Origin of the sequence: Tamlana sedimenti (assembly GCF_038148895.1) — a bacterium.
Classification (GTDB): Bacteria; Bacteroidota; Bacteroidia; order Flavobacteriales; family Flavobacteriaceae; genus Tamlana.
Genome location: NZ_JBBVGQ010000004.1, coordinates 204,651 through 217,900 on the forward strand (window position 1 = coordinate 204,651; position 13,250 = coordinate 217,900).

Annotated in this window: 14 protein-coding genes; 7 read left to right on the forward strand and 7 right to left on the reverse strand. The window is 35.4% G+C overall.

All coding sequences use genetic code 11. The features are described from left to right. Positions 1-21: 21 nt before the first annotated feature. From WJN01_RS11210 to WJN01_RS11240, 7 genes are all read left to right on the forward strand, one after another. On the forward strand, positions 22-1,947 hold the full coding sequence (locus WJN01_RS11210) for a vWA domain-containing protein (RefSeq protein ID WP_445197254.1): 1,926 nt from the start codon (positions 22-24) through the stop codon (positions 1,945-1,947). Next, complete coding sequence (locus WJN01_RS11215; RefSeq protein WP_445197255.1) at positions 1,944-3,200, forward strand: dihydroorotase; 1,257 nt, start codon at positions 1,944-1,946, stop codon at positions 3,198-3,200. The genes WJN01_RS11210 and WJN01_RS11215 overlap by 4 nt, the downstream gene beginning before the upstream one ends. A gap of 3 nt (positions 3,201-3,203) precedes the next feature. Beyond that, on the forward strand, positions 3,204-3,542 hold the full coding sequence (locus WJN01_RS11220) for a hypothetical protein (protein ID WP_445197256.1): 339 nt from the start codon (positions 3,204-3,206) through the stop codon (positions 3,540-3,542). Positions 3,543-3,544: 2 nt separating this feature from the next. Continuing rightward, positions 3,545-4,201, forward strand: coding sequence for an alpha/beta hydrolase (locus tag WJN01_RS11225; protein ID WP_445197257.1), 657 nt, complete (start codon positions 3,545-3,547; stop codon positions 4,199-4,201). A 15-nt stretch (positions 4,202-4,216) separates the two neighbouring features. Continuing rightward, a complete protein-coding gene (locus WJN01_RS11230) occupies positions 4,217-4,588 on the forward strand; it encodes an iron chaperone (protein WP_445197258.1) in 372 nt (123 codons plus the stop codon). Beyond that, a complete protein-coding gene (locus WJN01_RS11235; RefSeq protein WP_445197259.1) occupies positions 4,570-4,983 on the forward strand; it encodes an SRPBCC domain-containing protein in 414 nt (137 codons plus the stop codon). Before WJN01_RS11230 ends, WJN01_RS11235 begins: the two co-directional genes overlap by 19 nt. A 67-nt stretch (positions 4,984-5,050) precedes the next feature. Next, positions 5,051-5,497 (forward strand): DUF3997 domain-containing protein, encoded by a 447-nt coding sequence (locus WJN01_RS11240; protein WP_445197260.1) that lies wholly within the window; start codon positions 5,051-5,053, stop codon positions 5,495-5,497. A 105-nt stretch (positions 5,498-5,602) separates the two neighbouring features. On the opposite strand, the gene WJN01_RS11245 is transcribed toward WJN01_RS11240, so the two are convergent. The 7 genes from WJN01_RS11245 to recN all read right to left on the reverse strand — a co-directional run bounded on the left by WJN01_RS11245 (position 5,603) and on the right by recN (position 13,176). Beyond that, positions 5,603-6,307, reverse strand: a complete 705-nt coding sequence (locus WJN01_RS11245) for a response regulator transcription factor (RefSeq protein ID WP_445197261.1) — start codon at positions 6,305-6,307, stop codon at positions 5,603-5,605. A 2-nt stretch (positions 6,308-6,309) separates the two neighbouring features. Beyond that, a complete protein-coding gene (locus WJN01_RS11250; protein ID WP_445197479.1) occupies positions 6,310-7,875 on the reverse strand; it encodes a sensor histidine kinase in 1,566 nt (521 codons plus the stop codon). A gap of 69 nt (positions 7,876-7,944) precedes the next feature. Then, positions 7,945-8,529 carry a dephospho-CoA kinase gene (gene coaE / locus WJN01_RS11255; protein WP_445197262.1) on the reverse strand — a complete coding sequence of 195 codons (585 nt, stop codon included), beginning with the start codon at positions 8,527-8,529 and terminating at the stop codon, positions 7,945-7,947. Continuing rightward, on the reverse strand, positions 8,526-9,485 hold the full coding sequence (locus WJN01_RS11260; RefSeq protein WP_445197263.1) for a CdaR family protein: 960 nt from the start codon (positions 9,483-9,485) through the stop codon (positions 8,526-8,528). Before WJN01_RS11260 ends, coaE begins: the two co-directional genes overlap by 4 nt. Then, complete coding sequence (locus tag WJN01_RS11265) at positions 9,482-10,492, reverse strand: glycosyltransferase family 2 protein (RefSeq protein WP_445197264.1); 1,011 nt, start codon at positions 10,490-10,492, stop codon at positions 9,482-9,484. Before WJN01_RS11265 ends, WJN01_RS11260 begins: the two co-directional genes overlap by 4 nt. Before the next feature lie 108 nt (positions 10,493-10,600). Further along, positions 10,601-11,419 carry an enoyl-ACP reductase FabI gene (locus WJN01_RS11270; protein WP_445197265.1) on the reverse strand — a complete coding sequence of 273 codons (819 nt, stop codon included), beginning with the start codon at positions 11,417-11,419 and terminating at the stop codon, positions 10,601-10,603. 104 nt (positions 11,420-11,523) lie between these two features. Continuing rightward, complete coding sequence (gene recN, locus WJN01_RS11275; RefSeq protein ID WP_445197266.1) at positions 11,524-13,176, reverse strand: DNA repair protein RecN; 1,653 nt, start codon at positions 13,174-13,176, stop codon at positions 11,524-11,526. Between the last annotated feature and the right edge of the window lie 74 nt (positions 13,177-13,250).

Here is a 13,250-nt window from a genome sequence, read left to right on the forward strand (position 1 = left end):
TTTGGATAATCCATAAAAGATATGCAGTTTAAACACCCCGAACTTCTTTACGCACTTTTTTTACTGCTCATCCCTATTATTGTTCATTTATTTCAACTGCGTAAATTCCAAAAAGTGCCATTTACTAATGTAGCTTTTTTAAAGGAAGCCACCATACAAACACGCAAAAGTTCACAAATAAAAAAGTGGTTGGTACTTATAAACCGATTATTGCTAATGGCGACCTTGGTATTTGCATTTGCACAGCCATTTACATCAAAAACCAGCAATTTGAATGCTGAAAAAGAAACCGTTGTGTATTTGGACAATTCTTTTAGTATGCAGGCAAAAGGGAGTCAAGGTGAACTGTTAAAACGTGCAGTACAGGATATTATTGAAAACGTTCCCGAAGACGAAAATATTTCCATTGTAACCAACGACAATAGTTTTAAAAATACCACAATAAAAGCCATAAAAAACGAATTGCTGCAGATAGATTATTCTTCTGAGAAAATATCTGCTGAAGCTGCTTTATTAAAAAGCAATGCGGTTTTTGACAGTAAAAAAGGTATTGTAAAAAATCTGGTTTATATTTCAGATTTTCAAGAAAACAATGGCAGTTTAAGTCCTCAACTAGATTCGCTCACCCATCTTCATTTGGTTAAACTCGCACCCGTAAACGCGAACAACATAGCCATTGATAGTGCTTTTATTTCGGAGCGTACGGCAACATCAATTGAACTAAAAGTAAAGCTAATAAATAGCGGAAATCCTGTTGAAAATTTACCCATTTCACTTTTCAACAACAACAATCTTATTGCCAAAACATCGGTAGAAATTGACAAAAGTGCTGAAACCACTTTTTCAATTCCTGTTAACGAAGTCATCAATGGAAAAATATCCATTGACGATTCCAATTTGCAGTTTGACAACACCTTGTTTTTCAGCATTAATAAGCCCTCAAAGATTAATGTTTTGGGCATAAATGGCAATGACGATTCGTTTTTAAAACGTATTTACACGCTGGATGAATTCAATTATATGTCAACTCCTGTAGACCAGTTGAACTACAATCTTATTGATTCGCAACATCTCATTGTTTTAAATGAATTGGATGACATTCCCATGCCACTGGCCACTGCTTTAAAACAATTTACTCGTCAGGGTGGTATTATTGTTGCGATTCCTTCGGAAACTATAAATATTGAATCGTATAATCAGCTATTAACTAATTATAAATCTCGGTTTATCAATTTTGTTGAAACCGACAAGCAGGTCACCAATATTAATTACGCACATCCCTTATACAATCAGGGTGTTTTTGAAAAACAGGTTAAAAACTTTCAATACCCAAAGGTGAGCAGTTATTACAATTTCAGCTCATCAGACATGTCTTCCGCATTGCAGTTTGAAGATGGAAAAACCTTTTTGGGTCAAATTAAAAATACCTTTCTCTTCGCTTCTGCATTAAACCAGAAAAACTCTAGTTTTAAAAATTCACCGCTCATAGTTCCCACATTTTACAACATTGCTAAACAAAGTTTAAAAATCCCTGAATTGTACTATGAAATTGGGGAGAATAATAGATTTGACGTAGAGACACAAATGCAGCAAGACGCCGTTTTATCACTCATAAAAGAAGACATAAACATCATACCAAAGCAGCAATATTTTAATAACAAGGTTGTGGTGACTACTCAAGAAACACCTTCAATGGCTGGAACTTATGCTGTTTCCAACAATGGAGAAAGCATTAAAAATGTCAGTTATAATTACGGTAGGCAAGAAAGTGTTTTAACCTACCTCAATCCATCGGTTTCTGAGCGAATAACCTTGAGTAATTCTGTTTCCGAAATTTTTGACACCTTAAAAAGTGACTCAAAAGTTAATGCCCTATGGAAATGGTTTGTTATTTTTGCGCTAGCGTTATTGATTACTGAAATGCTCATCTTAAAATTCTTTAAATGAACATACTTATAAAATCTGCCACAATTATTGACCCAAAAAGTGATTTCCACAACACCACTCAAGACATTTTAATTGAAAAAGGGCAGATTACCAAGATTGCCAATAGCATTAAAAATCCAAAGAATTATCAAGAAGTAAAATTGGAAAACTTGCATATTTCGCAAGGTTGGTTTGATAGTAGCGTGAGTTTCGGCGAACCTGGTTTTGAAGAACGCGAAACCATAAAAAATGGACTTAAAACAGCTGCATCTTCTGGATTTACGGCTGTGGCTGTAAATGCCAATACCAATCCGGTTATAGATACGAATTCCGATATTGCCTTTTTAAAATCGAAAGCCCAAAATCATGCGGTAACCCTTTTGCCCATTGGCGCATTGACCACAGGAAGCAACGGAACGGATTTAGCTGAACTTTTTGATATGGGCACTGCCGGTGCTGTTGCTTTTTACGATTATCACAAACCCATTTCAAATCCGAACCTCATGAAAATTGCCCTGCAATACGCCAGTAATTTTAACGGATTGGTTTGCTCGTTTCCGCAAGAGAACAAAATTGCCGGACATGGCGTGATGAACGAACATATAACAAGCACAAAACTAGGCTTGAAAGGTATTCCCGCTTTGGCGGAAGAACTTCAGGTTGCCCGCGATTTGTTCCTGTTGGAGTACACAGGTGGCAAATTGCATATTCCTACCATTTCTACAGCAAAATCTGTAGAACTGATTCGTGAGGCAAAATCCAAAAAACTTGATGTTACTTGCAGTGTTGCCGTGCATAATCTATACTTTACCGATGAGGCTTTAAGCGATTTTAATACGCACTTTAAAGTATTGCCTCCATTGCGTACACAAACTGATGTTGACGCTTTAATTGAAGCGGTAAAAGACGGCACCATTGATATGGTTACAACAGACCACAACCCTATTGATGTAGAACAAAAGAAGGTTGAATTTGACCGTGCCGATTATGGCACCATTGGCCTAGAAAGTGCTTTCGGGGCTTTACAAAACTGCTTTACAACAAAAAAAACCATAGATATTTTAACAAGGGGCAAAAGCAGATTCGGATTGGAAAACACACCAATAAACATCGGAAATGCCGCCAACATGACGCTTTTTAATCCAGATACTAAATCTACCTTTAAGAAAGACGATATCATTTCAAAATCCAAAAATGCCATTTTTGAAAATGAAACTTTAAAAGGAATCGTTTATGGTATTGTTGCGAACAATCAGCTGGTTTTAAATCCATAAAAAATGACAGAACAAGATATTGAACGCGGGCGAAATAATGCCATTATCAGCTACATTACCATAATTGGTGTCATTATTGCTTATTTTTTGAACAACGACGAAAAAAATAAAAGCGCCTTTGCAAGCTTCCACATCAGGCAGTCTTTAGGGCTTTGGCTCACGTTTTGGGCACTGGGTTACCCTGTGGGCAGTTTTGATAGCTGGACTGTAACCTCAGGATTTTATCTATTTTTTGCAGTACTTTTTATTTACGGGTTTTCTGGAGCTCTTTCAAGAAAAAAAAATGAAGTCCCTTTATTGGGTGCCTTTTACCAAAAACTATTTGCCAATCTAGGCTCTTAATTATGGCTGGAACGTCGCTTTCATTAGAGCATATTACACGTAAATCAACCCTAGCTAAAAATGCACCGTTATTAATTATGCTTCATGGCTACGGCAGTGATGAAAACGATTTGTTTTCTTTTGCCTCAGAATTGCCTGAAGAACTTTTTATCATTTCAGTAAAAGCCCCATACCCTTTACCTCCTTTCGGCAATGCATGGTATGCCATTAATTTTGATGCTGAAAAAGGCAAATGGAGCGATAATATTCAGGCCAAACAATCGCGCGACTTAATAGCCGCTTTTATTGATGAGGCCATCGAAGCCTATCCCGTTGACAAAAATAACGTGACCCTTTTGGGATTTAGTCAGGGTAGTATTTTAAGTTATGCCGTGGCACTGACCTATCCGGAAAAAGTTAAAAACATTGTGGCTTTGAGTGGATACATCAATAAAGATATCCTTCCAGAAGATGTTGAAACCCGCGATTATGGGCATTTAAACTTTTATTGTTCGCACGGAAGTGCCGATCAGGTTATTCCTGTAAGTTGGGCACGTTTAACACCTCCATTTTTAGATAGTTTAAAGATTAAGTATCAATATTCTGAATTTCCCGTTGGCCATGGCGTTGCTCCACAAAACTTTTATGAGTTTAGGGAGTGGCTGGAAAATCATATTTAAATTAAGCTATTGCCAATGAACCATGATGTTAAAACTGTTGAAGATTACATAGCCATCTTTCCGGAAGCCACACAGGAAAAACTAAATTTAATGCGTGAAACCATAAAGAAACACGCCCCAAACACGGTTGAAAGTATTGCCTATGGTATGCCAGCTTATAAACTAAACAAAAAGCCATTGGTTTACTTTGGTGGCTTTGCAAAACATATTGGGTTTTATGCCACACCTAGTGGACATGAAAAATTTCAGGAGGAACTTTCTATTTACAAACAAGGAAAAGGTTCAGTACAATTTCCCATAGACCAACCGTTACCTATCGATTTAATCATTAAAATAGTTAAATTTAGAGTAGAAGAAAATCAAACAAAATGGGCAAAGAAAAAATAACGGTTAAGGCTACAATAAATGCTGACAAAGACAAAGTTTGGGACTATTACACCACCCCAAAACACATTACCAAGTGGAATTTTGCCGACCCGAGTTGGCATTGCCCGTCAGCCTCCAACGACATGAAAGTTGGTGGCACATACAAAGCTAGAATGGAAGCCAAAGATGGCAGTTTTGGTTTTGGTTTTGAAGCCGTTTATACCGAAATTGAGGCTAAAAACCATTTTACATATGAATTTGGCGGAAGATTGGCCTCGGTTTCATTACACATTTTAAACAATCAAACAGAAATTGTGGTGGTTTTCGACCCTGAAGATGAACACCCCATTGACATGCAAAAAAATGGTTGGCAAGCCATTTTAAACAACTTCAAAAACTATGTGGAACATAGTTAAATTTAAAGATTAAAAAAATCAAATAAAAACCCATCTGTATTATCATAAAATTTCTGCACTTTTAAAAATGAAGAAAACCTCTCTAATTCTTGTTTTAATGACTTTAACAAGTTGCTATTTCAGTACGAATGAATCTGGTGGAAAGATAATTGACAACTTTTATTTAATTGGTTGGGATGAAAGGGATTGGCAAATTGTTTATAGTTTGAACAATAAAATTTATGAACCTGAAAAAATTATTATTCAGCACGATGTATTTGCTGTGGGACATGAAAAAGATTTTATAATTGCAAAGCAGCATCCTTGCGCGAACACTTCGCCTCACTTAGTTGACTTTGACAGTCTAAAACCGAATATAAAAATTACAAATTACTATATCATAAAAATTATGCAAGGAGAAAATAACTATCAACTACATAAATACAAAAACGAAAAAGACTTTATAAAGGGCAGAATGAATCTTGGTGTACCTGAAAATTTAGAATACAAATTTTATGATGAAAAATTGGAATAAATATTCATAGAAGCAATTAAAACAGATTCAACCGCTTCCAAATAAAAAAAATAAATAAAAAAATCCAGCCTAAAGCTGGATTTTAAATTTTCTACTTATTTAGTTTTAATCGTTTATCACCAATCTAAACCCTTCCCCATGAATGTTAAGAATTTCAACTTTTGGGTCTAGTTTTAAGTATTTTCTAAGTTTGGCAATATACACGTCCATACTACGTGAGGTAAAATAATTATCATCGCGCCATATTTTGGTAAGTGCCAATTCCCGTGGCATTAAATCATTTTCATGTAACGCCAATAAACGCAACAATTCATTTTCTTTTGGTGATAATTTTACGGGGTCGCCACCATCAAATCGTAAAAAACGTAGTTTGGAGTTTAAATCGAATCGTCCGATTTTAAATTCAAATTGCTTGCTATCTGAAATGGTTTCGGTAGCCTTGCGTTGAATAATGGCCTTTATTTTCATTAATAGCACTTCACTGTCAAAAGGCTTGTTTAGGTAATCGTCTGCCCCTACTTTATAGCCTTTTAAAACGTCTTCTTTCATGGTTTTTGCCGTCAAGAATATAATCGGCACATCGCTGTTCTTTTCACGTATTTCCTTGGCCAACGTAAATCCATCTTTGTAAGGCATCATCACATCCAAAATACATAAATCGAAATCGTCTTTTTTAAACTTTTCAAAGCCCTCCATACCATTTTTGGCGTGGGTTACTTCGTAATCGTTCATCATTAAATAATCTTTAAGAACGGTTCCAAAATTTGGATCATCTTCAACTAACAATATTCTTTTTTTAAGTTCTTCCATATTTACGAAATTAGTGGAAGCTTGATTGTAAACGTGCTTCCTTTGTCTTTTTCACTTTCTACTGATACATGACCTTGATGGTCTTCAACAATTCGTTTAACGTAAGCCAAACCTAATCCGTGGCCTTTTACGTTATGAATATTTCCGGTGTGTTCCCTATAGAATTTTTCGAACACCCTTTTGGCGGCAGCTTTACTCATTCCGCTACCATGGTCTTTAATTTTCAAAATAACATTGGCACCTACATTTTCAGTGTAGACCTCAATTTCTGGTGCATTTGGAGAATACTTAATGGCATTATCCAAAATATTCACAATAACATTGGTAAAGTGTGTTTCGTTGGCCAAAACCGAAGATTGCTCTGCTTCAAAAAAGGTTTTTATGTACCCTTTTCTATCCTCAACAATAAGTTCTACGTGCGTTATGGCATCTTCAATTAAGTCGTGTAATTCAACCCTATCCTTACTGATGTTCAGTTCATTCTTTTCTAGCTTAGATATTCTCAATACATTTTCCACCTGTGCGTGCATACGCTTATTTTCCTCCTTAATCATGGAAAGGTAACGCTTAACCTTGTCTTGATCTTCAATAACCTTTGGGTTCTTAATGGCATCCAAAGCTAAATTTATGGTAGCTATGGGCGTTTTAAACTCGTGCGTCATGTTATTGATAAAATCGGTCTTTATTTCCGAAATCTTTCTTTGCTTCACCAGTTGAAACAAGGCACTGGCGTAAGCCAAAATTATAATCAAGGTAAAAACAACGGATAAAAGTATCATGCCGATGATAGATGACAAAATAAACTTTCTGTCATCCGGAAAATTTACCAACAGCCGGTAAGGTGTCCGGTTTTCATCATCATAAAAAATAGGCACGCCAAAAGTTGAATTTTTATCATACTCAAAATTTTCACTTTTTACTTTGGTGGCCAAGTCATTACCGTAAATTGCAAATTCAAAGTCGATATCTATATCGTATTTTGCAAGCTTTTCAGACAATAAATTTTTAATTTCGTCTTTTGAAACCCTTTTATAAATAGGATTTCTTTTGAGAATGGCCTTGAAATTCTTTTCAAAATTTATCTTTTGTGCCTCTTCAATAATACCACTTCTAACAATATTGGTAATGGGGCTTTTAATATCCTTGTCGGAAGACCCTAAATCTCTATAAATCTCTGTGGACGAATTTCCTATGATTTTTTTAACCTCGAGACTATCTAAAACGTCAAAGAGCGATGAAGAAAGTTTATAGTTTTCTTCTAAAACATTACTTTGGTAAATGAGTGTTTCTTTGGTGCTGTTGTTTTTTCTATAAATCAACAACTGGGAAACAGCATCTTCATCTGTTTTTTTTTCCTTGTCTAAGCTTAAGTATTCTGAAAAGTATTTTTCTAATTCGTTTTTCTCAATGGTACTGGAAACATTATTAATTACCGTAACCACATTAGATTTAAAACGTTCCTTTTCATTCTCTACAGAATTGTTAATGTAATAAGCTTGGATGGAAATAATACCAATAAGTGATAAACTCATCAATATTATCAACAGGATGAATAATCTTTTGCTCATCATTCAAAATTAACATTTTAACATTTAAAAACTTACCTTTTAACCTTACATTAACAAAAACGTAAAATTCTAGATTTTTCGAAGTAAATCTTGGTGTATCTGTAAAACTTGGGCTTGTGTATCGTCCAGATTTACATTATCAATAATGTAATGTGAATGTTTGGCCTTTTCGTCATCCGACCACTGATTTTTCATGATAGCCTCAATTTTTTCTTTAGAAGTATCATCGCGCTCAAGCAATCGTTTTATTCTCAAGTCTTTTGGAGCCACTACGGTAATGACATAATCACAAGCTTTATGGCCTCCATTTTCAAACAAAATAGCAACCTCTTTTATAACGTAAGGTGACTCTTGTTTTAAAACCCATTTTTTAAAATGTTTGGCAACCCTTGGATGCACAATGGCATTCATTTTTTCAAGAATAGCCTTGTTATTGAAAATTATGCTGGCAATAAAAGGCCGGTTGAGCTTTCCGTCTAAATAAGCGTCCTCTCCAAACAATTCAACAAGTTTTCGTTTAATGACTTTAGATTTGTTCATTAGCTTTTTGGCTTCCTCATCAGCAATATAAACGGGAATGCCCAATTTCTTAAATTGTTTTGCAACTGTTGTTTTGCCACTGCCAATGCCGCCCGTAAGCCCTACAATCATCATTTTGTAATTATGAATTCAACGTGTTGTTGCCCGATCTTAACATTTTTAACCACTTCGGGAAAACGAACCAATTCCGGAATCAAAAATGATTGGTTTTCACTCACTTTACCATAATCGCAAACTACTTTAAAGTCCTTTGGTTTTACAGCATCAAAATTATTAAGGCTAACATAATAGGAAACACTTATTGCTTTCGGAAAATATTTAAGTGTCATGTTATCTGGCACGTTCACCATCGTGACAGGAATTTTTAGCGTACCTTCTGTAAACTTCTCAACGCTAGCTTTAATGGTTACTTTATCTGTTGAAAACTTTAAATCCGATTTTTTATCGGGCAATTTAAGCTTGACGGTTTCGGATATATTAGAGCGCACATCCGCTAATTTTAAAACTTCCGTTTCTAAAAAATTTATTGTTGAAGCCAAAGTATTTGGACCAACCACAATTACCGAATCAGGTTCTGAAACCATATCACCAGACAAATCATAACCCACACTATAGGCAATATCGGTGTTCAATTTAACCGGGACTTTTTTGACCAAATTCACACCAAACCTAAATCTTAAAGTATCGGGGGAAATATTCAATATTTCAACCTGCTTGTCAAATTGTGTGTTATTCAAAAAAGCCTTGCTTTTATGCCAAACAAAATAGGCGTCTTTTTTATAAACATCCTTATTGAAATCAACCTTAATTTTAGGCCTATTAAATGCATACTTTATCCATTTAAATCCGTGAGTTTTTAAGGTTACGTTGAGTTTTATTGAATCATTTAGAATAATGTATTTCTGTGGTACATTTGTTTTTTCAATGGTAAACGCAACAGTTTTTGTGTATTCCTTTGAAAGCTTTGAAAAAATTAAAATGACAAAAGCTGACAATAGAAATAACAAAAAAACATTGATTCGCCTGTTTTTAATCGAGATTAATATTTTAGACTTTAATTTTCTTATCATTTTTGTTTGAAAAATAATTTAGGGAAATGTGTTTCAGCATGCTTATTTAAAACGGAAACTGCCCATGTGGATTTTAAAAACCCATAACCATAACCCAAAAATTGCACTAAAATTGCAGGTATAACCAAAATGGATACCCATAAACTTTTTGTACCGAACAATGCCAAAATAAAGGCAATAACAAAATATACTAGATAAATTATAAATAGCCACTTTACCTGAAACAATAACAAAAAGATAGAAAGCATCAAACCCAAACAAAAAATAGTTGGAAACCAATAGGTTACTTTTTTTGTTGATGGGTGCCATTTGTTCAAAATGGGTCGTACCAATCCAAATTTATTGACTTGCTTGTAAAATGTTTTCCACGAAATACGGCGTTTATGGAACACGTAAGCCTCCGGGATTAATTTAGTTTTAAAGCCTAAATTCCAAAGTCTTATGGTCAAATCAGGATCTTCACCAGGGTGAATACGTCCAAAGCCATTTGAAGCTTCAAAAGCGGCTTTTGAAAGCCCCATATTAAAACTACGCGGTTGAAATTTATCCACACTATTCTTACTTCCTCGAATGCCACCAGTAGTAATAAAAGCCGTCATAGAAAAATTGATGGCCTTTTGTAAATTGCTAAACGACTGGTGTGCAGCATCGGGCCCGCCAAAACAATCAACGTACTCTTCTTTCAGGCTCTTTTCAACTTCAATTAAATACTCTTTTGGAAGAAGACAATCAGAATCCAAAATGATAAAATAGTTGCCTTTGGCACGTTGCATTCCATAGTTTCTGGAATCGCCGGGTCCTGAATTTTCTTTGTAGAAATATGAAATATTCAGTTTTTTGGCAAACCCCTCAACCACTTGTTTTGAAGACTTTTGTGAGCCGTCTTCAACAATTACAATTTCAAAATCTTTATCGCCTTCCAAAGTCTCAAAACTCTGTAACAATTCCTGAATTTCATCAGGACGGTTATAAACAGGGATAATGAATGAAAATTGTAGTTGTGACAAGGGTTTATACTTTATATTTATGCCTAATGCGTATTATGGGCTTACATAACACAAAGTAACAAAAAAGCCACCTTTTTACGGGTGGCTTTTCCTTAATAAAATTTTATTTTATTTGTCACCAACAAAGGTGCTCATAACCGCATCACTTACACCCATATTGCTAAAACCTCCGTCATTATAAAGGTTTTGTAAGGTAACGCGTTTTGTTAAATCACTAAACAGGGTTACAGTATAGTTTGCACAGTCTAACGCTGTAGCGTTACCCAATGGCGACATTTTATCGGCATAGGCAATAAATCCGTCAAATCCTTTTACACCACTACCTGCAGTGGTTGGCGTTGGCGATTGTGAAATAGTATTAACACGCACTTTTTTATCTCTTCCGAAGAAATACCCAAAACTACGCGCAATACTCTCTAAATATGCTTTATTATCGGCCATATCATTATAATCTGGAAAGACGCGCTGAGCAGCCATATATGACAAAGCCACGATACTGCCCCACTCGTTCATGGCATCGGCCTTATAAAGTGTTTGCATCACTTTATGGAATGACATCGCTGAAACATCGGTGCCTTTTTGTGTCCAGTCGTAATTTTGATCCGTGTAGTGTTTTCCTTTTCTAACGTTTATAGACATCCCAATGGAATGCAATACAAAATCTATTTTGCCACCCAAAATTTCCATTGACTTTTCTACCAAATTCTGTAAATCTTCCATAGAAGTGGCATCCGCAGGAATGATTTCAGAACCTGTTTTTTTAGCTAACTCATTAATTTCCCCCATACGCATGGCCACTGGCGCATTTGTTAAAACAAATTTTCCACCTTCTTCATGTACGCGCTCTGCCGTTTTCCATGCAATAGAATTTGAATCTAGTGCCCCAAAGATGATTCCTTTTTTTCCTTTTAGTAAATTGTATGACATATCTATTTTGTTAAGTCGCTAGTTGTTTAGCTGTTTAGTTAATTAGTTTTAATACTTTCAAAAATACTAAACTTTGAACGTTTTATTTTAAACTTTTTGCTTTTTTAGTTTAGCAATTCCTTGGCATGGGCTATTGCAGATGACGACATTTCTGAGCCTCCGAGCATTTGGGCTATTTCAACAATACGCTCATCATAGTTCAATTTAGTTAAATTGGTTTGTGTTACATCGTTCACATCTTCCTTATAAACCTTAAAGTGTGAATGCCCCTTGGCTGCAATTTGAGGTAAATGGGTAATGGAAATTACCTGCATGGTTTTGCTCATTTCCAGCATAATATCGCCCATCTTATTTGAAATTTCACCAGAAACACCTGTATCAATCTCGTCGAACATAATGGTTGGCAACTGGATATATTTTGCCAAAACCGATTTTATGGCCAGCATAATTCGTGATAACTCGCCACCCGAAGCGGCCTTTTTCAACTCATTAAAACTGCCTCCTTTATTGGCTGAAAACAAAAAGGACAGTTCGTCTTTTCCATTGTTAAAGAAATCAACACCATAAATCAATTGCATTTTAAATTGCGCATTGGGCATACCCAAACCACTTAAAATGGCTTCCAATTGTTGCTTTAAACCAGGAAGAACTTCGGTTCGTCTTTTGTTCAGTTCTTTCGAAATGGTATTCAGTTCCTTTTCTTTTGAAGTTATTTCTGCTTCCTTTTTTTGAATGTTGCCATCCAAATTTTCGGTAACCGAAACTTTTTCTTCAAGCTGGTTTCTAACCTCAATCAATTCCGAAACATCTGAAGCGGCATGTTTCTGCATTAAGTTATGAAGAACTTTGAGCTTGCTATCCACAACTTCCAATCGGTTGGGATCGGCATCCAAATCTTCTTGCAAATTATTGACCTCATTGAATAGGTCGTCCATTTCAATTAAGCTACTATTGACCCTGCTGAACAAATCTTCATACTTTGATGAAAACGAGGATAACTTTTGAAACGCATTTTTTAAAGCTGTTAACGAAGATAAAACCCCTATTTGTTCCTCGCTTAATAGCTGATATGCTTCGGCAAGTTTTTCTTTTATGCCTTCAATATTATTTAGGGTCTCGTATTCTTCTTCTAAAGCTTCAAGTTCACCTTCAACCAATTTAGCTTCCACCAATTCATTCAATAAAAAGGTATTGTAATCGTGCTCTTTAATGGCTTCGGCTTTAAAATTTAAAAGCTCATTTAATTGCTTTTTGAGTGATTTGTAATTTCTTAATTCTGTCTTATAGGTTTGTAAAAGCCCCTCATTCTTGGCCAAAGAATCAATAACCTGAAACTGGAACTCATTGCTGGTGAGTTCCAAGGTTTGGTGTTGTGAATGAATATCAATCAGCCTTTCACCCAAAAGCTGTAAACTGCTTAAGTTTACTGGAGAATCGTTAACAAAAGCCCTTGATTTTCCAGAAGGCAAAATCTCTCTTCTAATAATGGTTTGCTGTTCAAAATCAAGATCCTCTTCCTCAAAAATTGACTTTAAATTATAATTTGAAATATCAAAAACAGCTTCGATAATACATTTTTCGGAGGTATCCTTTAAACTACTTAAATCGGCCCGTTTACCAAGAACGAGCGATAGACCTCCTAGCAAAATAGATTTACCTGCACCGGTTTCACCTGTAATTATTGAAAATCCACTATTGAAATCTATTTGAAGACAATCAATTAAAGCGTAGTTTTTTATGGAGAGGGAGGTTAGCATTTTCAGTGTTCAGTATCCAGTCCCAGTTTTCAGTCTTCAGTAACTGGATACTGCGACTGCCAACTGCCAACTTA